The organism is Saccharopolyspora hirsuta (assembly GCF_008630535.1).
In the GTDB taxonomy this organism is placed as follows: domain Bacteria; phylum Actinomycetota; class Actinomycetes; order Mycobacteriales; family Pseudonocardiaceae; genus Saccharopolyspora; species Saccharopolyspora hirsuta.
On sequence record NZ_VWPH01000001.1, the window covers coordinates 330,273 to 354,321 of the forward strand.

The window sequence follows — 24,049 nt, forward strand, 5'->3', positions numbered from 1 at the left end:
CGAGGTCGCGGGCGCGCAGTCGGCCCGCGACCTCGCGGCCCTCACGGCGTGATCGGCTCGGCGCGGCAGCGGAAGTGCCGCAGGACCGGCGGGTTGTGGGTGAGGCGGTAGCCCGGGACCCGCTCGGGGTTCTTGGCGATCTCGGCCAGGACCTCGGCGATGTACTCCATGTGGCTGTGGTCGTAGACCCGGCGGGGCAGTGCCAACCGCATCAGCTCGAACGGCGGCGCGGTGACCAGCTCGTTGTTCTCGTCGAAGGTGCTCAGGAACAGCCCGCCGCCCGCGGCCCGGACGCCGCCCTCCCGGTACAGCGCGCAGGTGAGCGCGTGGTCGGGCAGGTGCTTCGGCTGCAGGTGCGGCAGCAGCGGGGTGGCGTTGACGTAGACCGCGTGCAGCCCGGTCGGGCGCAGCGTCTCCACGCCCGCGGCGTGCAGGCGGTCGGCGAGGTAGGCGGCCTCGTGCTCGCGGTCGGCGAGGTAGTGCGGGTCCAGCACCTCCCGCAGGCCCTGCGCGAGGTGCTCCAGCGTGTGGCCGGTCAGGCCGCCGTAGGTGCGGAAGCCCTCGGTGGCGATGATGTCGACCTCGCAGCGGTCGGCCAGCTCCGGGTCGTGCACGGCGATGAACGCGCCCTCGTGCGAGAGCCCGTCCTTCTTGAGGCTGGCGACCACGGCGTCGCCGTACTCGAACGCCCGGCGCGCCACCTCGCGCGGGCTCCAGTCCCGGTAGTCCGGGTCGCGCCGGGTGATCAGCCAGGCGTTCTCGGCGAACCGGGCGGCGTCCAGGACCAGCGGCACGCGGTGCTCGCGGGCCACCGCGCTGATCTCCGCCAGGTTGGCCATCGACACCGGCTGCCCGCCGCCGCCGTTGTTGGTGATGGTGACGACGATCTGCTTGACCCGGGGCCCGTCCGGCCCGTCCAGGACGGCTTTGACCGCCTCGACGTCGATGTCGCCCTTGAACGGTGCGTCGCTGTGCATGTCGAACAGCTGCGGGCTGGGCAGGTCGCGCGCCTCGGCGCCGATGCGCTCGACGTTGGCCCGGGTGGTGTCGAAGTGCATGTTGCTGAGGCTGATCTCGCCCGGTCCCAGCAGCGCGCCGAACAGCACCCGCTCGGCCGCCCGGCCCTGGTGCACGGGCAGGACGTGCTCGTGCGGCACGAGGTCGCGGACGGCGTCCCGGAACCGGAACCAGGAGTCGGCCCCGGCGTAGCGCTCGTCGGCCCGCTGCGCCCACGCCTGCTGGTCGGTGGAGACCGCGCCGGTGCCCGAGTCCGACAGCAGGTCGATGCTGACCATCTCACCGCGGATGTTGAACGGGTTGTGCCCGGCGCGGTCCAGCTCGGCGATGCGCTCCTCCCGGGTGGTGATCGGGATGGGGCGCACGACGGCGGAGACGAAGGGCCGGAGGTGCGGCATGCGGGGTGCTCCCTACGCTGGTGCTGACGGGTTCGCCGGGACCGGTCGGTGCCCGGTGGCTTCAGTCCTGGACGGGGGTTCCCCCGTAGGCCTCGGACGAGAGGTAGAGCGAGGTCCCGGTCCGGTTCGGGCTCAGCCGCAGCGAGACGTGGGCGAGCAGCCCGGATTGCGCCTCCAGCGGGCGGTCGGTGAGCGCGCGGATGGAACCGTCCAGCGCGGCGGGGTCGAAGCGGAGTCGCCGCAGGTGCTCGGCGATCCGCTCGCGGGCCACCCCGTCGTGCGGCACGTAGTCGCGGATCGGCAGGTAGAGGCTGTAGTTGCTGGGCTTCTCCGCGTCGCCCCCGACGAAGGAGTAGCTCGACATCAGCGGCCGCCCGCCGAACACCTCGGTGCCGGGGGCCAGCACGGAGCAGAACTCGCGGATGGCGTTCTGGTCGATGCCCGGGACCGCCCCGGCGGCGAACTCGGCGTCGGCGGGGCGGGCGTCCAGCTGCCGGAAGTAGAGCTTGACCCGGGCGTGCGCGCTGCGGTCGAGGTCGATGGCGAAGAAGGTCGGCAGGTCCTTTCCTTCCCGCCGCAGGGCGTAGGTGTTGACCAGTTCGGCCGCGCCGGTCATGCCCAACCGGCCGAAGGCGTCGGTGACCACCCGCGGCGCGGCTTCGGCGCCGTGCAGGTCGGTGTTGAAGTAGAGCTTGAACGACGGGGCGCCCTGCGCGTCGAAGATCAGCGAGAACGCCCAGGAGAACCAGCTCTGCGGTTCGTCGGCGGTGAAGACGTCCTGCACCGCGCGCAGCCGGTCCAGCGCCAGGTCGTAGCGGTCGGACAGGCTCGCCACGAGGTCCTTCGCGGCCTGCAGGTTCGCCGCCGGGCTGGGCCGCTCCGCCAGCCGTTCCAGGTGGATGCGCAGGTGGCGCGCGCCGTTGTCCTCGAACTGGACGGAGAACTCCAGCGGGGTGGCGTCGTCGGCCACGCCGGAGGGCCACAGCGGTGGTTCGGACAACGAACGGGACGAGACCGGCCCGAGCAATTCCTCGAGGAGTTCCGGTGGTGCGGCGTTGTCGATGCCCATGACGTCGCAGAGGTTCCGCAACTGTCTTTTCGTCAACTCGCCCAGCGTGGTATCGGCAGGACTCATGGAAACCCCGATCCATGTAGCTCGAAATCGGTAGCAGGCGGCGCGCGTGCGGCGCGGTCACGCTAATACGCGCGTTCCGGACATGCCAGATCCACTGGAGTGATCTTGGACATCCACTGCATTCGGCGGTTCCCGGCCTGGGCGAATGCGTTCCGCAGTCGGAATCGGACCGGTGCTGTTGAGATCGATTCGTGATCGACCGGTGATTCCGGTTCGGAATTCGATTTGTTAGGGGTTCCGTCCTGTTCGTCCGGGCGTCGGAATCGCTCCCGGCGATCGGACGTCCGGAGTTCACCGGGGCTTGCCGGGTCGGGGCTTCGGGATTCACCGGGTGTTTCGGTCCGCGCTGGTCGAACTCGCGGGGGCCCGGTCGGACCCCCGCGAGCGGAGCGGTCAGCGGCCCAGGTGCATGCCCCCGGAGACGTGCACGACCTGCCCGGTGATGTGCGAGGCCTCCGGCGAGGCCAGGAAGTGGACCAGCGCGGCGACCTCGTCGACCCGGCCGAGCCGTCCGTCGGCGGCCCGCGACTCGACGAACTGCCGCCGCGCGGCGGGGAAGTCGCCGCCGCGGAAGAAGTCGGTGCCCTCGGTCGGGCCGGGGGAGACGACGTTGGCGGTGATGCCGCGCGCGCCGAGCTGGAAGGCCAGCTCGGAGGTCCACGGTTCCAGCGTCGCCTTCACCGCGCCGTAGCTGCCCTGCCCGGACCGCGCGGTCACCGAGCCGAGGTTGACGATCCGCGCGTGGTCGGCGAGCCGGGGCAGCAGCGCGTGCGTCACGAGCACGGCGCTGAGCACGTTGGCCTCGAAGTTCGCCGTCCACGAGGCGCGCACCGCGTCGAGGTCGTCGGCCGCAGGGGTGCCGCCGGGCAGGTCGGTGTTGCCGCCCGCGGCGTTGACCAGCACGTCGATCCGGTCCGGCAGCTCGGCCGCGGCGGCCCGGACCGCGGCCGGGTCGGTGGCGTCGACCGGCACGGCGCGGGCCGCCGGGCCCAGCTCGGCGACGGTCTCGGCGAGCTTCTCCGGGCGCCTGCCCAGCAGTGCGACCTGGTCGCCGGCCGCCACCAGCCGGGCCGCCACGGCGCGACCGATCCCGGTGCCGCCGCCGGTGACGACTGCGTTGCGGGGAGTCGAACTCGCGTTTCGCGGTTTCTCGTGGCTGGGTTGCATCGCGGTCCCCTGAGGTGCGGTTGAGCAGGACTCCGGTTGACGCGAGGGGGTCATGCTTCCTCCAAGTTCTTTAGGTCTAAAGACTGACGCGATGCTAGCTCGTCTTTAGGCCTAAAGACAACCGGGCTAGACTGCCGCCATGAACGCTGACGCGGTGGACGGCATCGTCGAGCAGTGGGCGCGGGAGCGGCCCGACATGGCGGTGGACGCCATCGGGGTGATCGCCCGCATCCTGCGCATCGCCAAGCTGATCACCGACGAGCGCCGCCGCGTGCTGGCCGAGCTGGGCATCGACAGCGCCACCCTCGACCTGCTCGCCACGCTGCGCCGCGCGGGCGCTCCCTACCGGCTGACTCCGGCCGAGATCGCGGAGAACTGCCTGGTCAGCGGGGGTGCCATCACGCAGCGCGTGACCCGCGCCGAGGACGCCGGGCTGGTCCGGACCCAGCGGTCGGCCTCCGGCAAGCGCACCGTGGCGGTGGAGCTCACCGAGCACGGCCACCAGGCGATCGAGCACGACATCGAGGTGCTGATCGGCCGGGAGCGGCAGCTGATCGCCGGGCTCCCCGCCGACGACCGCAGGCAACTGGAGGGGTTGCTGCGCGAACTGCTGGGGCGGATGAGCCGCGAGTGACCGCCGCCCCGCCGCCGGGAAGGCGGCGAAGGGCACTCCGGTAGACTTCGGCGGCCGGGGAGCAGAGTGGAAGTGAGAGTCTCGATGGCGCGTGACGCGGACCGCGGTGGTCCCGCGGGGAACTCCGGGATCTTCAGCCGGATCGACCCGTACTGCTGGATCCCCGTGGTGCCGATGTTGCTGCTGGCGCTGGTCATCCTGATCGCGATGGGCATCTGGGAGCTGAGCCTGATCCTGCTGGTCGGCGCCCTGGTGATCCTTGGCTTCGACTACTGGGTGAACAGCCGCAAGCCGTCCGCGCCGCGCCAGGCCCAGCGCCGCCCGCGCCGCGACGACTTCGACGACCTGGACGACCGGCCCCGCCGCGAGCCGCCCCGCCGACCCGCGCGCCAGCCGGAGCGCCCCGCCGCGCGCGGCGGAGCTCCGCGAGGCGGTGCGCAGCGCGGTGGCGCCACCCGCGTCGGGAACCCGCCGCGCGGCGGGCAGGGCGGTCGCCCGCAGCAGCGCCCGGGCGGTCGCCCCGGCGTCCGCCGCTGACCGGAGGTCACCGCCGCTTCGGCATGCGTCCCAGCAGGAAGAACTCCTCGTTGGGGCGCAGTGCCATGAGGTGCGCCAACCGGTTGGACATCGCGAAGAACGCGGTGATCGCGCCGATGTCCCAGATCTCGTCCTCGGACAGCCCGGCCTCCCGCGCGGCGGTCAGGTCCTGCTCGCCGAACAGCGCTGGGTCCTGGGCCAGCGCCAGGGCGAGGTCGACGATGGCGCGCCGCCGCTCGTCCAGCTGAGCGCCCCACGGGTTGGTGGCCACCAGGTCCGCCAGCTGGGAGTCCTTGGCCCGCACCCGCAGGATCGCGCCGTGCGCGACGATGCAGTACGTGCAGTGGTTGGCCGCCGAGGTCGCCACCACGACCAGCTCCCGCTCGGCCTTGGTCAGGCCGGAGTCGCGCTGCATCAGCGCGTCGTGGTAGTCGCAGAAGGCGCGCAGCTCGTCCGGCCGGTGCCCCAGCGCCAAGAAGACGTTGGGCACGAACCCGGACTTCTCCGCGATGGCCCCGATGCGCTCCCGCAGGTCCTCGGGCAGATCCGCGAGCTGCACCGAACCGAACCGGCTGATCTCGTCGCTCATGCCCGGCACGGTATTACCCCGACCGCACCACGTCGACGGTCCGAGCGGACTACCGGGAGTGCTGGAGGGCGTAGCCGAGGACCCGGGTCAGCTGCAGGAGGTCCGCGGCGCGTTCGCGCCGGGCTTCCTCGCTCGGCGCGAGCCAGCCGTACGAGGTGGAGCGGTTCTTGTTGCCCTCGATCAGCCAGGCCCGCACGTGCTGCCCGAGGGCGCTGTCCGGGGTGACGGCGACCTGCTGACCGCTTTCCGCCGCGGCCAGCGATTCGGCGAGCCCGGGGGTGTCGGTCAGGCTGTGCAGCTCGGTCAGCCGTCGCACCTCGGCGAAGGCATCGGCGGGACCGCTCACGCGGTACGGCAGGCTCTTCGGCGCCGCGCTGAACCAGGGATCGAAGTGCACGCTGGTCAGCGGCCCGGTCAGCAGCTCGTAGCTGGGGGCGACGCCGGTGAGCAGGCGGATCACTCGGAGCGACCGGGAGAACGGGCTGTCCTGGCCGTTCTCGCAGTCCTCCAGGTCGAAGCCGACCTCGCGCAGCAGCGGGTTGAGGCGGTCCGGCTCGGTCCCGTGGCGCATGTCCGGGAAGACCGGGTCGAGCCCGGTCACCAGCTCGCCGTCCACCGCGTGGTCGAGGTGCGGGCTGGCGTAGTCGTGGCGCAGCAGGGACACGGCTTCGGTTCCCCGCGACAGGATCGGCGTGAGGGACGAGCCCCAGAACCCGTACGGCTCGAACACGAGGGTCCAGTCGCCCAGCCGCGCCACCATGGCGAGTTCCAGACCGCTGTCGGAGTAGCTGTCCGCCGCGTCGATCGGCGAAGAAGTGCGGACGGCGGTGGTGTCGGTGAACCCGCCCATCAGCCGCAGCGCCTCGTCGATCCCGACGTCCTTGACGAAGGTCAGGCAGAAGATCTCGCCGAGGTGGCGGGGATCATCGGGATAGCTGTCCGCCCAGGCGAATTCGTCGCGGTCCTCCACGTGGCCCCCATCCTTGATCGACATCGGGCCGCGAGCCTATCCCGCGCCACCGACCGAAGGGCTCCGCAGCGGACGGCGGCCGGGGTGTTCGCCCCGGCCGCCGACGTGTCAGACGCTCACCGCGTCCCGTTCCCGCTCGCCGTTCGTTTTGGGCGGCTTCAGCCCCAGCTCCTCGGTCGGCACCCGGTAGGTCTCCCGGCCGGTGGCGACGGCGAGGGCGTTCAGCACGCACAGCCCCGCGGTGAACAGCGCGACGTTCACCCAGCCGTCCCGGCCGCCGCCGATGGCCTCGGCGATGCTCGGGGCGAACCCGGCCAGCGCGAACCCGATCTGGGTGCCGACGGCCATGCCGGACAGCCGGACCCGGGCCGGGAACATCTCGCCGTAGAAGGCGGGCCAGATCCCGTTCGTCGCGCTGTAGACGACGCCGAACATCAGGACGCCGGTCAGGAAGATCAGCGGGTAGCTGCCGATCGACAGCGACCACAGGTAGGCCGCCATCAGCACCGCGCAGCCCAGCGAACCGCCGACGAACACCGGCTTGCGGCCGATCCGGTCGGAGAGCCGGGCCCACAGCGGGATCGCGATCAGCGCCGCGACGTTGGCCAGCACGCCGACCCACAGGATCGGGCTGCGCTCCAGCCCGACGGTGTTCACCGCGTAGCTCAGCGCGTAGACGGTGAAGATGGTGCTCACCGCCGCGATCACCGAGGCCACCACGACCCGCAGCACGTCGGCCCAGTGGTCGCGGAACAGCGGGGCCAGCGGCGTCCTGGACCGCTTGGTCTCGCCGGTGGCGATCTCCTGCTCGAAGACCGGCGTCTCGTCCAGCTTGCGGCGGATCACCAGGCCGACGACCACCACGAACGCGCTGAGCCAGAACGGCACGCGCCAGCCCCAGCTCAGCAGGTGCTCCTCGGGCAGCGCCGCCACCGGCAGGAACACCGCGGTCGCCAGGATCTGCCCGGCCTGGGTGCCGCTGAGGGTGAAGCTGGTGTAGTAGGCGCGGCGGTCCGGCGGCGCGTGCTCCAGCGACATCGAGTTGGCCCCGGCCTGCTCACCTGCCGCCGAGAAGCCCTGCAGCAACCGCAGCGCCACCAGCAGCGCGGGCGCGGCCACGCCGATCTGCTGGTACGTCGGCAGGCAGCCGACCAGCACGGTCGCCACCCCCATCAGCAGCACCGTGTGCACCAGGACCCGCTTGCGGCCGAAGACGTCGCCGATGTGGCCCAGCACGAACGCGCCGACCGGTCGCGCGAGGTAGCCGACGCCGAAGGTGGCGAGCGCGAGCAGCGTGCCGGTGGCGGGGGAGGAGGCCGGGAAGAAGATCTTGTTGAACACCAGCGCCGCGGCGGTGCCGTAGATGAAGAAGTCGTAGTACTCCAGGGCGCTGCCGATCCACGCGGCGACGGCGGCCTTGCGCGGTTTTCCGCGCGGGGCGGTCGGTTGGGTGGTCACTCGAAACTCCTGCAGTCCGCGCACCGTTGCTCAGCCGGGCGAGTTATGAACCATCTAGTTAGTTCCAAGAGGGTGAGGTGTTGCCGGTCACCTGTCAAGGGATTGTTTCGCGCCGGTTTCCGCTCCGCCGGGGAGGCGGTCAGCGGGCGGTGAGGAAGTCGATCACCAGGTCGCCGAGCATCGTGCGGTAGTGGTCGCGGCGGGCCGGGTCCAGCATGTCGCGCTGGAAGATCGCCTGGAACGTGTAGCGGTTCGCGGTGCGGAAGACGCAGAACGAGCTGATCACCATGTGCACGTCGAGGGCGTCCACGTCGTCGCGGAACTGCCCGGCCGCCCGCCCGCGCTCCAGGATGCGGCCGAGCACGTCCACCGCCGGGTCGGCCAGGCGGGGGAGCAGGTCGGACTTGGCCAGGTGCTCGGCGCGGTGGATGTTCTCGATGCTGACCAGCCGGAGGAAGTCCGGGTGCGACTCGTGGTGGTCGAAGGTCAGCTCGGCGAGCCGGCGGATCGCCGCCACCGGCTCCAGGTCGTCGACGTCGACCTCGCGCTCGATGCCGCGGATCACCGAGTAGGCGTTCTCCAGCGCGGCGAGGTAGAGCTGCTCCTTGCCGCCGAAGTAGTAGTAGATCATCCGCTTGGTGGTGCTGGTGCGCGCGGCGATCTCGTCCACCCGGGCGCCCGCGTAGCCCTTGTCGGCGAACTCCAGGGTGGCGACGTCGAGGATCTCCGCGCGGGTGCGCTCCGCATCGCGCTGCCGGACGTCGCCGGTGTCTGATGTTGGTGCTGCCACGGCGCTCCCCGGGGGTGGATCGGAATTCCCGTTCACTGTAGTGCAGCGCCCCTTCCCCGATCCGGGCTTCCGCCCTACTATTAACTAGCTAGTTCGTTCATTGACCGAGGCGGGGATGTGCGCAAGCAGGACAGCTACCTCATCGGGCTCGTCGGAGCGGGCATCGGCCCGTCGCTGAGCCCGCCGCTGCACGAGCGCGAGGCCGACGAGCTCGGCCTCCGGTACCTCTACCGCAGGTGGGACCTGGACGTGCTGGCCAGACCGGCCGAGTCCGTCGGCGAGCTGCTGGCGGCGGCCCGCACCGCGGGCTACGACGGGCTGAACATCACGCACCCGTGCAAGCAGCTGATCGTCGAGCACCTCGACGAGCTCTCGACGGACGCCGTCGCGCTCGGCGCGGTCAACACGGTGGTGTTCGCCGAGGGCCGCGCGATCGGCCACAACACCGACTGGTCCGGTTTCGCCCGCAGCTTCAGCCGCGGTCTTCCGGACGTCGCGGTGGACCGCGTGGTGCTTCTCGGCGCGGGCGGTGCCGGTGCCGCGGTCGCACACGCCCTGCTGACGTTGGGCACGGGCGTGCTGCGCGTGCTCGACGCCGATCAGGAGCGCGCGGAGGCGCTGGCCGCGTCGTTGCGCGGGCGCTTCGGAGCCGACCGGGCCGAGGCGGCTCAGCCGGAGCGCCTCGCCGAGTCGTTGGCGTGGGCGGACGGCTTCGTGCACGCGACCCCGACGGGCATGGCCGCGCACCCCGGGTCGCCGGTGCCCGCCGAGCTGCTGCGGCCCGGGCTGTGGGTGGCCGATGTCGTCTACCGGCCGCTGGAGACCGAGCTGGTCGCCACCGCGCGTGCCGCCGGTTGCCGGGTGCTCGACGGCGGCGGCATGGCCGTGTTCCAGGCCGCCGAGTCGTTCCGCCTGTTCACCGGTGTGGAGCCGGACGCCGACCGGATGCTGCGCCACTTCGCCGAACTCGCCGGAGGTGTTCGTGTCCGCAGTTGAACCGCGCCGGGTGATCGCCACCGTCTGCCTGTCCGGCACGCTGGAGGACAAGCTGGCCGCCGCCGCGGCCGCCGGGTTCGACGGCGTGGAGCTCTTCGAGAACGACCTCGTCGTCTCCGCCGCCTCGCCCGCCGAGATCCGGCAGCGCTGCGCCGACCTCGGCCTGACCATCGACCTCTATCAGCCGTTCCGCGACTTCGAGGCGGTCCCGCCGGACGTGCTGCGCGCCAACCTGCGGCGCGCCGAGCGCAAGTTCGACGTGATGGAGCAGCTGGGCGTCGACCTGGTCCTGGTGTGCTCGACGGTCTCCCCGGACGCGGTGGACGACGACGAGCTGGCCGCCGAGCAACTGCGCCTGCTCGCCGAACGCGCTGCCGCCCGGGGCATGCGCGTCGCCTACGAAGCGCTGGCGTGGGGCCGGTTCGTCAACACCTATGAGCACTCGTGGCGCATCGTGCGCCGCGCCGACCACCCGGCGCTGGGCGTGTGCCTGGACAGCTTCCACGTGCTCTCGCGGGGCGGCGATCCGGCGCTGATCCGCACGATCCCCGGCGAGAAGCTGTTCTTCCTGCAGCTGGCCGATGCGCCGCAGCTGGACATGGACGTGCTGCAGTGGAGCAGGCACCACCGGCTGTTCCCCGGCCAGGGCGCGTTCGACCTGCCGACCTTCGTCGGCAACGTGCTGTCCACCGGCTACCGCGGGCCGCTGTCGCTGGAGGTCTTCAACGACGTCTTCCGCCAGGCCGACCCGAAACCCGCTGCGCTGGACGCGATGCGCTCGCTGCGCCTGCTGGAGGAGCAGGTCGGGTTCCCGGTGGCCGCACCGGCACCGGAGCTGTCCGGTCACGCCTTCGCGGAACTGACCGTCGACGAGGTGGCCGGGGCGAAGCTCGCGGAAACCCTTGCCGCGCTTGGCTTCGAGCGCACCGGCGAGCACGGCAGCAAGCCGGTGCAGCTGTGGGAGCAGGGCGGTGCGCGGGTGCTGCTGAACGCGAAGGCGGAGACGCCGGGCACGGCGGTGATCGGTGCGCTCGCGGTGGAAACCGGGGACCCGAGCAGCTCCGCGCTGCGGGCGGACGCGATGCACGCACCGGTCCTGCCTCGCACGCGCGGGCCGCAGGAGGCGAACCTGGCCTCCGTGGCGGCACCGGACGGCACCGAGGTGTTCTTCTGCTCCGACAGCTGGCTCGCCGACTTCTCGGGTGCCGGTGCGTCCCCGGTGCCGGGGCTGGGCATCACCGGCATCGACCACGTCGCGCTGACCCAGCCCTTCGACCACTTCGACGAGGCCGCGCTGTTCTACCGCTCGGTGGTCGGGCTGCGACCGGAGCCGATCGCGGAGTACGCGGCGCCCTTCGGAATGGTGCGCACGCGAGGCGTCGTCGACCCGACCGGATCGGTGCGCATCGCCCTGACCGGCACCCTGGTGCGGCGCGGCGAGTGGGCCCCGGCGGTGCGCGATCCGCAGCACATCGCCTTCGCCTGCGAGGACGTGCTCGCCGCGGCACGCGCGTTGCGCGAACGTGGAGCGCCGGTCCTGCGCGTGCCGGACAACTACTACGACGACCTCGACGCCCGGCTGGACCTGGACAGGGAGCTGCTGGTGCAGCTGCGCGCGAACTCGGTGCTCTACGACCGCGACGAGCACGGTGAATACCTGCACGTGTGCACCGAGATCCTCGGCTCCCGCATCTTCTTCGAGCTGGTCCAGCGCATCGGCGGCTACGCGGGCTACGGCGTGCCCAACGCCCCGGTCCGCATGGCGGCCCACCGGCGCCAGCGCCTCGCCGCGGACGGCTAGTCCAAGAGCCGCAGGGTCGCCAGCTCGGCCTCCGGGGACCAGTCGGGCGTCCAGAGGCGAGCGCCGTCGCGGCGGTGCAGTCGGCGGAGGAAGGACAGGACGCCCGAGGTCCCGGTGGACCACGGTGCGCTGGAGGTCTCCAGCGAGTTGTCCGGGAACACCGGCGTCGCGTAGTCCCCGCCGCTGCGGGCGAGCGCGTGGACGGCGATCTCCTCGGCACCGCGCCAGAACTCCTCGTCCTCGGTGGCGATGGCCAGGTCGATGAGCGCTTCGCCGATCCCGGCCAGACCGCAGCACTGCGAGACCACCCACGCCTGCGGGGCCAGGCCCAGGCAGGCACGCGCACCGTCCTTCGCCAGCGCCAAGTAGCGGTCGTCGCCCCAGTGCAGGGCGGCGGCGAGCAGCGCCGACGAGATGCCGGACATGCCCTGGCACCAGGAAGCCGCCATCGGCCGTGCGGGACGGCGGTGCATGACCTGGATCAGCTCCGCCGACTCGTCGGCGAGCGCTTCGAACCGCTTCGCGGCGGCTTCCTCCGCCGCTGGATCACCGGTGCGCTGGTGGTAGCGCAGCAGGAAGTGCGCGATTCCCGCGTCGCCGTGGGCGAAACCGGCTTCGAGCGCAACACCGGTCTCCGGGTCGGCGGGCACCGCGTCCTCGGTCTCCCGGGTCTGCCCGGACAGCAGCCGACGGGCGCACTCGTCGGCGACCGCCAGGTGCCCGCCGTCCGGCTCCAAGGCGTGCAGGACCAGGTGCCCCGCGCCGATCCCGGCCACGCCGTGGATGTGGTCGGCGCGCTCGTCGCCGAGTTCGACCGGTGTGGACACCGGCAGGTCCGCAGCGGTTCGGCGTGCCGCCGCGAGGAAGATCTCGGTGCCCGTGCGCCCGAAGTACAGGGCGGCGGGCAGGCGGGTCGGTGGCGTCGCCCCGATCGTCCAGCGGGCCAGCTCGATCCCGGACTCGACGCCTTCGGGGTGGTGCAGCAGCTCCAGCCCGAGCCCGGCCGATCCGCTGTAGACGTTGGTCTTGGGCGGTTCTCCGCGATCGGTCGGCTGCGACATCATCTCGCGCGCAGCCGCCACGCACTCGCCGACGGTGTGCGCCAGCACGGATTCGAGCAGATCGGAGGAGAGTTCGGGTGATCTCGGCCGGTGTCCGCGGCGGGTGGTGCGACGCACGCGCAGATCCTCGAACGTCGCGGTGCGCTCGGCGGGGTCCAGGCTCAGCAGCCCCGGGATCAGCGCTCGGACACCCGTCGCGTCCGGATACAGCCTTTCCAAGCACAGCAGGGTGCGCTCCAGGTTGCGCACCGGGTCCGGGTCGACGCCGATCGGGTTGATCCCGGTGGCGGCGAAGAACAACGTCGCGCCCAGCGAGAAGTAGTCGTCGGCGGGTTCGGCCGGGCGGTCGGTGTGCTGGTCGGGCACGCTGTAGCCGCGCGTCCAGCCGTGCAGCTGGAACCCGTCGAAGTAGCTGTTGCCGAAGTCGATGAGCGTGCAGCGGCCGTCGTCGTCGAGCACCACGTTCTTCGGCGAGAGGTCGCGCACCACCACGCCGCGCTCGTGCACCGCTGCGAGCACCTCGGCCAACCGCGCGGCCAGCCCGCCCAGATCCCGGTCCGGGCTGGCGGCGTCGTCGAAGAACCTGGTCTGCTCGCCGACGTACCGGTTGAGGTCGCGGGTCCCGACGTCGGTGGTCACCAGGTACTCGTCCTCGCCGTGCCGGAAGTGGTCGAGCAGCTGCGGCACGCCGTCCACCCCGTCCAGCGCCTGCAGCACGCGCCGCTCGTTGCGCATCTGCATCCGCAGGTCGATGCCGTTGACGTTCTCCCCGACGTGGGCGCGGGCCTCCTTGACCACCACCTGCCGACCACCGGGGTCCACGGCCCGGTAGACGTTGCCGCGCGGCCCGCGCATGACGCCGGACGTCAGCCGGTACCGGCCACCGAGGACGGTCGTGCGCTGCGCCGCGTTCTCCTCGGCGGGGCGGAACGGATCGGTGGCCCACGGCGGGCAGCTGAACTCCGGACCGGCCGCGCCCGGCAGCGCGGTGCCGTCCGGGCCGATCACCACGAGTTCGAAGTCACCGTTGTCGTCCACCCGGTACTGCGGGCGGAACGGCGCGTAGCGGTAGTACACCGGGGAATCCGACCGGATGCGGCGATCGCTGGCGATCCGCGGGCCCGTCATCCCGGCCAGCGCCTCGGCCAGCAGACCGCCCAACCGCACCACGTCGGCCTGCGGCGGGTAGACGGTCATCGCCTTGCCGACGGTGGCCGGGTCGACGTCACCGGAGTTGAGCTCCCGCAGCACTTCGGGCGAACGCGCGACCTTGAAGTCGCAGTCGTGCGACAGCAGCAGCGGCACGGCGATCTCGACGGTCCGCTCCAACGTGCCCGGCCGCGCCGAGATGTGCAGCTTCCAGCCCTGATCGGGCACCGTGCCACCGGGATTGCGCACGCTCACCCAGGTCTCGTCGACGGCCACCTCCCGCCCGGCGGATTCCGCGTCCCGGGCCAGCCGCTCGGGCAGATCGGTCGTGCTGCTCATCCTGCTGCTCCCCGGTCGAAACGGTCGGACGCGGCGGGAAGGTCCGCGATGGACCTCCCCGCCCTTGGCGAGAACCCGTCAGACGATGGACGGACAGCAGGGCCAGCTGCTGCACACCGTGCGCTTGCAGGTGTTCACGCAGGCCTGGGGTCCGTGCAGGACCTCCTTGAGGTCCACCTCGAAGTCGACCGAAACGTCCTCGATCTCAACGGTTCCCGCGTCTCGCGGCTCCAGCAGCAGGGTGGGCATGATCGCTCCTTCCTCGTCCGCCGATCTGGCGGGACGTCGCGGGGTTGCGAAGGCGGCAGCGGATTTCCCAGCACACCAACGAATTCCGGGTACCGCGCCCCCCACTGCGCGGTGCGTCCCCAGTGCAACCCCTGGAATTGTTGGCACACCGGGTTTCGCAGACCTAGGGCCAAACGGAGGAACAACGCGAGTTTACAGATCTCCCTTGGGTCGATTAACTTCTCGGGCGTGATGGGGAGAAGTCGTTGCCCGGCACGATCTCCGGGAACCGGGCGCCGCGGATGAGGTGGCGACGCCGCACCGCGGTCGAGCCGACCGATCTCGTCGTGCCGTACTGGCAGGCGCACGACGCCGAGCTGCTGTCCGCGGGGCTGGGCGCCATCGCGCGCCGCCTGCCGACCCTGGTCCGCGACGCGATCCGGGTCGCCTGGCAGGCCAGCCGCCTCGACACGGCGGCCACCCTCGGCCTCAACGTGCTGGCCGGTCTGTTCACCGCCTTCGGGCTCCTGGCCACCAACGACGTGCTGGAGTCGCTGTTCGCCGCGGGCGCGACCGCGGACCGGGTCCGCGCGGCGATCCCCGCGCTGCTGCTGGTGGCCGCGGCCGCCGGGCTGCGCGCCGGGCTGCTGGCGGTCGCGACCTGGGCCCAGGAGCGGCTGAAGCCCCAGGTCGAGCGGCTGGCCGAGACCCGGCTGTTCCGGCTGACCACCCGGGTGGAGCTGACCGCGTTCGACGACGAGGAGTTCCACAACTCGATGCAGCGGGCGCGGGACAACGGCGTGCCCGACTCCGCGACCGTCGTGGAGATGACCGTCAACGTCCTCACCGGAGCGATCGGCGTGCTCTCGGCGGCGGTCACCCTGGGCATCCTGCACCCGGCGCTGATGCCGCTGCTGCTGGTGACGGCGGTGCCGGACGCGTGGGCCGCGCTGCGGTCGGCGCGGATGCGCTACGCGGCCTTCCGGCGCGTGTCCACCGCGCGGCGGCGCAAGTTCCTGCTCTCCGACCTGATGGCCGAGCGGCCGCCCGCCGCCGAGGTGCGGGCCTTCACGCTGCGCCGCTTCCTGCTCGGCGAGTACGACCGCATCGCCGAGTACGAGCAGCGGGTGGAGCTCGACGTCGCCTGGCAGCGGGCGACCACCCGGATGACCGGCGACCTGCTCGGCGGCGCCGCGCTCGCCGCGGTGTACGGGACGCTCGGGCTGATGCTGGCGTTCGGGTTCGTCCCGCTGGCCGTGGTGGGCACCGCGGTGCTGACCATCCGGGCCAGCCAGTCGTCGCTGACCAGCCTGGTGCAGTCGGTGAACAAGCTCTACGAGGCCGGGCTGTACTTCGGGGACTACCTGGAGTTCTGCGCGCTGGCGGAGCGGTTCGTGCCGCCCGAGCGCGCCGAGCAGCTGGAGCCGTTCCGCCGGATCGAGGCGGACGCCGTGCACTTCACCTACCCGGGGGCGGACGCGCCCGCGCTCGACGGGGTGAGCGTGGCGGTCGAGCGCGGCGAGGTCGTCGCGCTGGTGGGGGAGAACGGTTCCGGGAAGACGACGCTGGCCAAGCTGCTGGCCGGGCTGTACGCACCGGATTCCGGCGCGGTCCGGTGGAACGGCGTCGACCTCGCCGAGGTGTCCGGCGACGCGCTGCGCGAGCGGATCTCGGTGATCGCCCAGGACCACACGCGCTGGCCGCTGACCGCGGCGCAGAACATCACGATGGGGCGGCCGCGCGACGACGAGCGGATGGACGAGGCGGCGCGCGCAGCCGGTGCCGACGCGGTGCTCGCCAGGCTCGGCGACGGCTACGAGACCCTGCTGGACCGCAGGTTCCGCGGCGGGCACGACCTGTCCGGCGGGCAGTGGCAGCGCATCGCGATCGCCCGCGCCTTCTACCGCGACGCGGACGTGATGATCTTCGACGAGCCGACCTCGGCGCTGGACCCGCGCGCCGAGCACGCGCTGTTCGAGCGGATCCGGCGGCACGCCGAGGGGCGGACCGTGGTGCTGATCTCGCACCGGCTCTCCAGCGTCCGCTACGCCGACCGGATCTACGTGCTGGACCGCGGGCGGGTCGTCGAGCAGGGAACCCACGCCGAACTGCTGCTCACCGGCGGTCGCTACGCCCAGCTCTACGAGCTGCAGGCCGCCGCCTACCGCGAACCGAGCTCGGCGTGACGGGCTGGCCCGCCTCGGCGGCGCTGGCGGTGGCCGGGGTGCTCGCCTTCGCCGCGGTCGGCAAGCTGCGCGACCTCGGCCGGTTCGCCGAAGCCATCTCCGGGTACCGGATCCTGCCCGCCCGGCTGGTTCCGGTCGCGGCGCGGGTCGTCGCCGGGGCGGAGCTGCTGAGCGCGGTGCTGCTGGTGGTGCCAGCGGTGCGGGTGTGGGGAACGGTGCTCGCGGTGGCGTTGTTCAGCGCGTTCCTGATCGGGATGGGCAGCGTGCTGCGCCGCGGGATGGAGGTGCCCTGCGGCTGCCTGCGGGGTTCGGAGCGGGTCGGTGCGGCTTCGCTGACCCGCACCGGGTTGCTCCTGGTGCTGGCGGTGTGGGCGGGATTCGGGGCGGATGCGCCCTTCGACGCCGTGCAGCTGCTCGTCGCCGCGCTGCTGCTGGTGGTGGTGTTCGGCACGGCGGCGCTGGTGTCGCGCCGGGAAGGACAGCCGCCCGCTCCGGTCGTGGGCAGGAGGATCGAGATCGGTGCCGATGTGTCGGCTTTCGCCGATGGTGGGAACCGCGTCCTGTTCGCTTGCATTTCGCCGCTCTGCGGCGCCTGCCGGGCGATGCTGCCCGTGTTCCGCGCGGCCGCCGACCGGGTACCGGTGGTGCTGGTGAGTTCGGGCGATCCGGGCGAAGTGCGGGATTACCTTGCCGCGCAGGGGATCGAGCTGCCGCTGGTGACCGGGCCGGACGTCTTCGAGGCCAACGGCGTCCCCGGGCCGCCCTACATCGTGCTCACCGACGGGACCGGCACGGTGCTGGCGCACAGCGGTGCGAACCGTCCGGAGCAGGTGGCCGACCTGATCGCCGGGAGTTGACCCCGGATTCCGGTATCGGCCACTTCGTCCTCTGTGGGCGGACATCGCCGAATCGGCCGCAAGATCAAGGAAATTCGCGGTGCTCGGATCCGGGGTGCGGGCGGCGCGCCGCTCCGTGGTCGTAGATTGGGATCGGCGGAAGCGGACTACCCGGAGTCGGGAGGCGAACACGTGGTCGAGCAGGCAGCGGCCGGTGCCCACCGCTGGCGCGGCCGGATCCCGAGCGCCACCGCAGGCGCGCTGCTGGTCATCGCGCTGCTGTGCGTCGGCTCGGCGGTCGGGCTGGCGCTGTTCGGGAACGTGCAGCCGGTGCGCAGATTCGTCGACGACGTGCTGTTCCCGGCCCCGCCGAACCTCGCCTACGGGGCGTTCGTCGCGATCCTGGCCGCCGCGCTCAAGCGGCGCAAGCGGTTCGCGCTGTGGATCCTGATCGGCGTCCTGCTGCTGCAGATCGTCGGCGACGTCGTGGTGCTGGTGGTGCTGGGCGACCACGTCCAGGCGCTGTGGATGGCCGAGCTGGGCACCCGCTACCACCTGCCGGTCGGCCACACCTGGGTGTTCAGCACCAACATCGTCATCTCGGTGCTGGCGCTCGGCGTGCTGTGGTGGGCCCGCGACGAGTTCTACGGCCGCTCGCAGCACGGCAGCGGCTACCGGGCGGCGGCGGTGTTCGGGCTGCTCGTCGCCGTGTTCGTGGGTCTCGGCTTCGGACTGGTCACGCTGTTCCCCGGTTCGCTGACCGACACCGGGGCGCGGCTGACGTGGACCGTGGAGCGGGTGCTCGGCGGCGCGGTCGACTTCGACGTCACGCGCATCGGGCACGCGCCGGGCTGGGTCAACCTGGTCCTCGGCCTGTTCGGGATGACCGCCCTGTTCACCGCGCTGTACCTGCTGCTGCGGGCGCAGCGGCTGGCCGCCGCGCTGCACCCGGACGAGGAGCAGCACGTCCGCGCCCTGCTCGCCGAGCACGGCGCGCAGGACTCCCTCGGCTACTTCGCCACCCGCCGCGACAAGGCCGTGCTGTTCTCCGACAGCGGCAAGGCCGCGATCACCTACCGGGTGGTGGCGGGGGTCTGCTTGGCCAGCGGCGACCCGGTGGGCGACCCGGAGGCGTGGCGCCCGGCGATCGACCGGTGGCTGGCGATGTGCCGGGAGTACACCTGGACCCCGGCGGTGATGGGCGTCAGCGAGGCGGGCGCGACGGCCTACTCCCGGGCCGGGATGAAGGTCCTCCAGCTCGGCGACGAAGCGATCCTGCACGTCGCGGAGTTCAGCCTCGAAGGCCGGGAGATGCGGCCGGTGCGGCAGGCCGTCAACCGGGTGCGCCGCGCCGGGCTCACCGCCCGCGTCCGGCGGCACCGCGAGGTGCCGGAGCAGGAGATGGCCGAAGCGGCACGGCTGGCCGAGGCCTGGCGCGACACCGAGACCGAGCGCGGGTTCAGCATGGCGCTGGGGCGGCTCGACGATCCGCACGACGGCGACTGCGTGCTCGTCGAAGCGGTGACCGACGACGGGGAGCCGGTCGCGCTGCTGTCGCTGGTGCCGTGGGGGCGCAACGGGCTCTCGCTGGACCTCATGCGCCGCGACCGCGACGCCGACAACGGCGTGGTCGAGTTCATGGTCAACGCGCTGGTGCAGGCCGCGCCGCGGCTCGGGGTGGAGCGGATCTCGCTCAACTTCGCGATGTTCCGCGCCGCGTTCGAGGAGGGTGCGCGAATCGGCGCCGGGCCGGTGCTGCGGGCTTGGCGCGGGCTGCTGCTGTTCTTCTCCCGGTGGTGGCAGCTCGAATCGCTGTACCGGTCGAACGTCAAGTACCGGCCGCGCTGGTTCCCGCGCTACGTCGCCTTCGCGGAGCGGCGCGACCTGGCGCGCGTCGGCATCGCCTCGGCCGCGGCGGAGGGCTTCCTCCCGGCTCCCCGCCGGACGGTCACATCGGACTCGCCGGTGGTGCCGGTACCGGCGGTGGAGGCGCCGGAGCGGCGGCGCACCGAGGAGCAGCAGCAGGTCCGGCAGGACAAGCTGGCGGCCCTGCGCGAAGCCGGGGTCGACCCGTACCCGGTCGCGGTCCCCCGCGCGGAGAGCTGCCAGGACGTCGCCGACCGGCACCGGGGGCTGGCGCCGGACCACCGGACCGGCGAGCGCACGTCGGTGGCCGGGCGCGTGGTCCTGGTGCGCGACCACGGCGGCGTGTGCTTCGCGACGGTGCGCGACTTCTCCGGTGACCTGCAGGTGATGCTCACCGCCGAGGAGTCCGGCGCGGAGCTGCAGCGGTCCTGGCGGCAGCAGGTGGACATCGGCGACCAGGTGTCGGTGACCGGGGAGGTGGTCACCTCCCGCAAGGGCGAGGTCTCGATCCTGGCCACCGGCTGGCAGCTCGCCGCCAAGTGCCTGCGCCCGCTGCCCGACAAGCGGCGCGGACTGGTCGACCCCGAGTCCAGGGTCCGCCAGCGGCACGTAGACCTGATCGTGCGCCCGGAAGCCCGGGCCACCCTGCGCGCCCGCAGCGCGGCGGTGCAGGCCGTGCGCGAGACGCTGCTGCGCGAGGACTTCCTCGAGGTGGAGACACCGATCCTGCAGCCGGTGCACGGCGGGGCCAACGCGCGGCCGTTCACCACGCACATCAACGCCTACGACATGCGCCTGTACCTGCGGATCGCCCCGGAGCTCTACCTGAAGCGGCTGTGCGTGGGCGGGGTGGAGCGCGTGTTCGAGATCGGCCGCAACTTCCGCAACGAAGGCGTGTCGCACAAGCACAACCCCGAGTTCACCATGCTGGAGGCCTACCAGGCCTACGGCGACTACACGACGGTCCGCGAGCTGTGCCAGGAGCTGGTGCAGGCCGCCGCGACCGCGGCGAACGGGGCCCCGGAAGCAGGTGGGTGCGACTTGCGCGGCGACTGGCCGGTGGTGCCGGTCAACGTCGCGGTGTCGGAGGCGCTGGGGGAGGAGGTCACCGCCGACACCGAGCTGCCGCGCCTGCGGCGGCTCTGCGACGCCGCGGGTGTGCCCTACCAGCAGCAGTGGACTCGCGGAGCGGTGCTGCTGGAGATGTACGAGCGGCTGGTGGAGGCGCGCACCACGACCCCCACGTTCTACGCGGACTTCCCGGCCGAGGTCTCGCCGCTGACCCGGCCGCACCGGGACGACCCGAGGCTGGCCGAGCGGTGGGACCTGGTCGCGTTCGGCACCGAGCTGGGCACCGGCTACTCCGAGCTCGTCGATCCGGTCGAGCAGCGCCGCCGGCTCACCGAGCAGTCGCTGCTGGCCGCGGGCGGCGACCCGGAGGCGATGGAGCTGGACGAGGACTTCCTCGCCGCGCTGGCCTACGGGATGCCGCCCACCGGTGGCCTGGGGCTGGGCCTGGACCGGTTGATCATGCTGCTCACCGGTGGTTCCATCCGCGAGACCCTGGCGTTCCCGCTGGTCAAGCCGCGCGGCTGAATCAGCGGCTCCGGTGCTGCCAGGCGAGCTCGACCAGCTCGGCCAGCCGCTCGGTGGTGACCTGGCCGAGGTCGACGCGGATGCCGATGGGCTTGCCGGACCGCAGCACCGGCTCGATCCCGGCGCCGACCGCGGCTGCCACCTCGTCCGCACCGAGCGAGAGCATCGCCCGGCCCTCCTTGTCGATCGAGGCGAAGTTCTTGCCGCGGACCGCGAACGCGGGCATCCGGAAGTGGGTGCCCTCGGTGGTCCCCGGCATGGCCAGCGCCAGGCGCCGGAAGTCGTCGAGCGTGGTCATCGGCACTCCTAGGACTTCGGGCCCCGCACGGTAGCCGACAGGACCGACGGTCAGTGCTCCGCAGGCGGCCGGTCGGTGAAGTGCTCGGCGGCGAAGGTCAGCAGGTAGGGCAGGCCGATGCGAGCGGTGCGCCAGGTGTGCCACTCGCCCGGCTCGGTGCGGACGGCGACGTCGGCGCCGCGGGCGGCGAGCTGGTCGGCGAGGCGGTAGGCGAGGTCGACGTCGCTGTGCGCGACGACACCCGCGTGCAGCATCACCGCGAGCGGCTGGGGTATCTGCAGGGTCGGCAGGTACTCGCGCGGTGTGTTGGCGCGCAGCAGGTCCGGGTGCCCGGCGAGCAGGTCGGTGCCCGGGTCGTCGGACGGTTCGCTGGCCAGGACGACCGAGTACGTGCCCTGGTTGCGCAGGCCCAGGTTCAGCGCGCAGAACGCGCCACCGCTCATCCCGCCGATCGCCCGGTCCCCGCGGTCGGGCAGGGTGCGGAACCGGGCGTCCACCTCGCGCGGCACGGTGGTGGTCAGGTACGTCTCGAGCTGTGGTCCGCCCGGCACGTCCAGGCACTCCCAATCGGTGCCGGTGCCCGCGGTGGCGTCGACCGCGACCACGATCATCGGGGGCGTGGTGCGCGTGTCGGCCAGGGCTTGGAGCGTTTGCACCGCGCCTCCCGGGCCGAGCCAGTCGTCCGGCCCGCCGCTCGGGTAGCCGTGGACCAGGTAGACCACGGGGTAGCGCTCGTCGGCGTGCGCGGGATCGTCGTAACCGGGCGGCAGCAGCACCCGCGTGCGGCCGGTGGGGATGCCGAGCCCCGGATCGGGCAGCGAGACGTCCGCCACGCGCACGCCACCGGGCACGGCGGGCGGGATCGGCGTCGCCGGTTCCGAGTCCTGGTTCCCGCCGCTGGCCAGCAGCAGCAAGCGCCCGAGGTCGTCCAGGGAGCGCACGTAGCCGACGTAGCTGTTGACCCCCGCGGCGACCGTCACCAGCGCCAGCAGGACAGGCACGGCGATGGCGGCCCGCCGCATCCGACGCCGCTTGACGACCACGATCGCGAGCACGGTGAGGGCGGCCAGCACGACCACCAGCACGACGGACTCCAGCGGACTGCGGCCGCCTGCCTGCTCGGTGACGGAAGCGGGCAGCTGGGGGCCCGGACCGATCGCACCTGTCAATGCCACGCGCACGCCGACGATTATGCCCGTGATTCGAAAAGCCGTTCCACGGCGTGGATTTCACGCCACATGTGCGGTTGTTCCGATTTCTGCGCGAGTGCGGCGAATCCGCGCCCGCGTGCCGGATCCCGGTACGCTCGGTGTCGTCCACTTCGGTCGGGGTCGGTTTTCGGGGAGGTTGCCGGGAATGCGGTCGATCGCCGAGCACGTGGCCGACCTCTCCCTCGTCGACTGGTGGCCGGTCCGCGCCGCGCTGCTGCTGGCGACGTTGCTGGCGGTCGCCCTGCTGCTGCGCCGCCGTCGGGACCGGGCGGTGCGCTACGCGTTGGCGCCGCTCGCCGCGCTCCTCCTCGTCGTCAACGTGCTGCTCGGGGTGAATGCGTACTTCGGGTACTACCTCACGGTTTCGCAGGCCCTGGGCACGGTGGGCGAGGAGGAGGGCTCGCTGGCGATGCTCGACGGGAAGGCCGTTCCGCGCTCCGCGGGCGCGGTGGTCGAAGTCCAGATCCCGGCCCGCAGCTCGGGCTTCCAGGCCCGCCCGGCCGAGGTGTACCTGCCCCCGGCGTGGTTCACCAGCCCCCGCCCCAGGCTCCCGGTGATCTTCCTCCTGCACGGAACCCCGGGCAGCCCGCAGGACTGGCTGGACGGCGGGGAAGCCCAGCGCACGGTGGACGCCTGGGCGGCGGCCCACGGCGGAACGGCGCCGATCGTGGTGATGCCGGACGTCAACGGAGCGGTCTTCGACGACACGGAATGCGTCGACAGCCCCCGCGGCAACGCGGAGACCTACCTGACCGAGGACGTCCCGGACTACGTCCGAACCCACTTCCTGACCCGAGATCCCGGCGAGCCCTGGGCGGTGGCGGGCCTGAGCGAAGGGGGCACCTGCGCGGTCGTGCTCGCCCTCCGCCACCCGGACCTCTTCGCGACGTTCGCCGACTTCGGCGGCCTCCTGGGGCCCCGGGACGGCGACACCAACGACCCGGGCACCACGGTCGCGACCCTGTTCGCGGATTCCCGGGCGGACTTCGACGAGCACGAACCGGCGTGGCTCCTCGGGCACCGTCGGTACCCGGGGGTGCACGGGTTCTTCGCCGTGGGGTCCGACGATCCGGAGCCGCTGGCCGCCCAGTCGCAGCTCACCGACCTGGCGCGGCGGGCCGGGGTGGAGACGTCGGCCGTCGTCGTTCCGGGTGGGGAGCACACGTTCGACGTCTGGCGGGCCGGGTTCGCGGCCGCGCTTCCCTGGATCGCCGAGCGGATCGGGCTGGGGGCTTCGCGGTGAGTTGACCGCGGGTCCGGGGTCGCGGCACGGAGAAGTGGCGTCGTGTAAGAGTTTTCGCGTCTTGCGCGAATGTTGATCACCGGATCGTGCGACAGTTATTTGCTCGAAATCGTGTTCGACCGTTGGAAGAATGGATGGCGCAACTCCCGACGAGCCAACAGGAAAGTGAGCCAGCCCATGACCACCGAACGCACTCGGCAATCCGCAATCGAGCACGACCACGACCGGGAGCTCACCCAGGCAGCGCACCTCCATCCGATGGTGAACCAACGACCCCAACTCGTCCCCGAGAGGAACATGCCGGTGTCACCGAACAACCCGCTGCGGCGCCATCACCGGCCCGGGCCGCTCCACCTCCCGTCCCCCGGGGTGATCCACCCGTCGTTGTCGCACACCGGTCCGTCCCCGTGACACCGAGCCACGCCCGGGGTCGGGACCGGACGCGCCTGCCGACGGCCAGGCTGCCATCCGGTCCCCGCGCTCCACAGCGCTGCCACGAACAACCCTGCGTACCTTGAAAACTCAACAGCGGAATACGGAAAGC

General features: G+C 72.2%; 19 protein-coding genes. 8 read left to right on the forward strand and 11 right to left on the reverse strand.

The genetic code is table 11. The features are described from left to right. Nucleotides 1–41 precede the first annotated feature (41 nt). The 3 genes from F1721_RS01520 to F1721_RS01530 all read right to left on the reverse strand — a co-directional run bounded on the left by F1721_RS01520 (nucleotide 42) and on the right by F1721_RS01530 (nucleotide 3,717). Complete coding sequence (locus tag F1721_RS01520; protein WP_150064666.1) at nucleotides 42–1,415, reverse strand: tryptophanase; 1,374 nt, start codon at nucleotides 1,413–1,415, stop codon at nucleotides 42–44. 61 nt (nucleotides 1,416–1,476) lie between these two features. Beyond that, nucleotides 1,477–2,520: a tryptophan dimethylallyltransferase family protein gene (locus tag F1721_RS01525; RefSeq protein WP_246154003.1), complete on the reverse strand. Its 1,044-nt coding sequence runs from the start codon at nucleotides 2,518–2,520 to the stop codon at nucleotides 1,477–1,479. A 423-nt stretch (nucleotides 2,521–2,943) separates the two neighbouring features. Continuing rightward, nucleotides 2,944–3,717, reverse strand: a complete 774-nt coding sequence (locus F1721_RS01530) for an SDR family NAD(P)-dependent oxidoreductase (RefSeq protein WP_150064668.1) — start codon at nucleotides 3,715–3,717, stop codon at nucleotides 2,944–2,946. Between the two features lie 139 nt (nucleotides 3,718–3,856). On the opposite strand from F1721_RS01530, the gene F1721_RS01535 reads away from it, so the two are divergent. Both F1721_RS01535 and F1721_RS01540 read left to right on the forward strand, forming a co-directional pair. Beyond that, a complete protein-coding gene (locus F1721_RS01535) occupies nucleotides 3,857–4,351 on the forward strand; it encodes a MarR family winged helix-turn-helix transcriptional regulator (protein WP_150064669.1) in 495 nt (164 codons plus the stop codon). 84 nt (nucleotides 4,352–4,435) lie between these two features. Continuing rightward, nucleotides 4,436–4,888, forward strand: a complete 453-nt coding sequence (locus F1721_RS01540; RefSeq protein ID WP_150064670.1) for a hypothetical protein — start codon at nucleotides 4,436–4,438, stop codon at nucleotides 4,886–4,888. A gap of 7 nt (nucleotides 4,889–4,895) precedes the next feature. On the opposite strand, the gene F1721_RS01545 is transcribed toward F1721_RS01540, so the two are convergent. The 4 genes from F1721_RS01545 to F1721_RS01560 form a co-directional block, all read right to left on the reverse strand. After that, a complete protein-coding gene (locus F1721_RS01545) occupies nucleotides 4,896–5,477 on the reverse strand; it encodes a peroxidase-related enzyme (protein WP_150064671.1) in 582 nt (193 codons plus the stop codon). Nucleotides 5,478–5,526: 49 nt separating this feature from the next. Next, nucleotides 5,527–6,471 carry a DUF6461 domain-containing protein gene (locus F1721_RS01550; RefSeq protein WP_246154004.1) on the reverse strand — a complete coding sequence of 315 codons (945 nt, stop codon included), beginning with the start codon at nucleotides 6,469–6,471 and terminating at the stop codon, nucleotides 5,527–5,529. Nucleotides 6,472–6,555: 84 nt separating this feature from the next. Next, nucleotides 6,556–7,905: an MFS transporter gene (locus tag F1721_RS01555; protein ID WP_150064672.1), complete on the reverse strand. Its 1,350-nt coding sequence runs from the start codon at nucleotides 7,903–7,905 to the stop codon at nucleotides 6,556–6,558. A 139-nt stretch (nucleotides 7,906–8,044) separates the two neighbouring features. Next, nucleotides 8,045–8,695 (reverse strand): TetR/AcrR family transcriptional regulator, encoded by a 651-nt coding sequence (locus tag F1721_RS01560; RefSeq protein WP_150064673.1) that lies wholly within the window; start codon nucleotides 8,693–8,695, stop codon nucleotides 8,045–8,047. Nucleotides 8,696–8,812: 117 nt separating this feature from the next. On the opposite strand from F1721_RS01560, the gene F1721_RS01565 reads away from it, so the two are divergent. Both F1721_RS01565 and F1721_RS01570 read left to right on the forward strand, forming a co-directional pair. After that, complete coding sequence (locus F1721_RS01565) at nucleotides 8,813–9,691, forward strand: shikimate dehydrogenase (RefSeq protein ID WP_150064674.1); 879 nt, start codon at nucleotides 8,813–8,815, stop codon at nucleotides 9,689–9,691. Next, nucleotides 9,678–11,492: a bifunctional sugar phosphate isomerase/epimerase/4-hydroxyphenylpyruvate dioxygenase family protein gene (locus F1721_RS01570; RefSeq protein WP_150064675.1), complete on the forward strand. Its 1,815-nt coding sequence runs from the start codon at nucleotides 9,678–9,680 to the stop codon at nucleotides 11,490–11,492. Before F1721_RS01565 ends, F1721_RS01570 begins: the two co-directional genes overlap by 14 nt. On the opposite strand, the gene lanL is transcribed toward F1721_RS01570, so the two are convergent. Further along, a complete protein-coding gene (lanL, locus tag F1721_RS01575; RefSeq protein WP_150064676.1) occupies nucleotides 11,489–14,041 on the reverse strand; it encodes a class IV lanthionine synthetase LanL in 2,553 nt (850 codons plus the stop codon). The two genes, F1721_RS01570 and lanL, sit on opposite strands and share 4 nt — an antisense overlap. Nucleotides 14,042–14,119: 78 nt before the next feature. Beyond that, complete coding sequence (locus F1721_RS34260) at nucleotides 14,120–14,290, reverse strand: SflA family class IV lanthipeptide (RefSeq protein WP_170301320.1); 171 nt, start codon at nucleotides 14,288–14,290, stop codon at nucleotides 14,120–14,122. 245 nt (nucleotides 14,291–14,535) lie between these two features. Here F1721_RS34260 and F1721_RS01580 point away from each other — a divergent pair, with 245 nt between their 5' ends. The 3 genes from F1721_RS01580 (at nucleotide 14,536) to lysX (ending at nucleotide 20,753) form a co-directional block, all read left to right on the forward strand. Further along, complete coding sequence (locus F1721_RS01580; protein ID WP_246154006.1) at nucleotides 14,536–16,455, forward strand: ABC transporter ATP-binding protein; 1,920 nt, start codon at nucleotides 14,536–14,538, stop codon at nucleotides 16,453–16,455. Then, nucleotides 16,452–17,312 (forward strand): MauE/DoxX family redox-associated membrane protein, encoded by an 861-nt coding sequence (locus F1721_RS01585; RefSeq protein WP_150064677.1) that lies wholly within the window; start codon nucleotides 16,452–16,454, stop codon nucleotides 17,310–17,312. Before F1721_RS01580 ends, F1721_RS01585 begins: the two co-directional genes overlap by 4 nt. 171 nt (nucleotides 17,313–17,483) lie before the next feature. After that, on the forward strand, nucleotides 17,484–20,753 hold the full coding sequence (gene lysX, locus F1721_RS01590) for a bifunctional lysylphosphatidylglycerol synthetase/lysine--tRNA ligase LysX (protein WP_150064678.1): 3,270 nt from the start codon (nucleotides 17,484–17,486) through the stop codon (nucleotides 20,751–20,753). 1 nt (nucleotide 20,754) lies between these two features. Here lysX and F1721_RS01595 read toward each other — a convergent pair whose 3' ends face one another. Together F1721_RS01595 and F1721_RS01600 are read right to left on the reverse strand one after the other, a co-directional pair. Beyond that, nucleotides 20,755–21,051, reverse strand: a complete 297-nt coding sequence (locus tag F1721_RS01595; protein ID WP_150064679.1) for an MmcQ/YjbR family DNA-binding protein — start codon at nucleotides 21,049–21,051, stop codon at nucleotides 20,755–20,757. A gap of 50 nt (nucleotides 21,052–21,101) precedes the next feature. Continuing rightward, nucleotides 21,102–22,232 (reverse strand): alpha/beta hydrolase, encoded by a 1,131-nt coding sequence (locus F1721_RS01600; protein WP_246154008.1) that lies wholly within the window; start codon nucleotides 22,230–22,232, stop codon nucleotides 21,102–21,104. A gap of 175 nt (nucleotides 22,233–22,407) precedes the next feature. Between F1721_RS01600 and F1721_RS01605 the strand changes: the two genes are divergently transcribed. Beyond that, nucleotides 22,408–23,505: an alpha/beta hydrolase gene (locus F1721_RS01605; RefSeq protein ID WP_150064680.1), complete on the forward strand. Its 1,098-nt coding sequence runs from the start codon at nucleotides 22,408–22,410 to the stop codon at nucleotides 23,503–23,505. Nucleotides 23,506–24,049 lie beyond the last annotated feature (544 nt).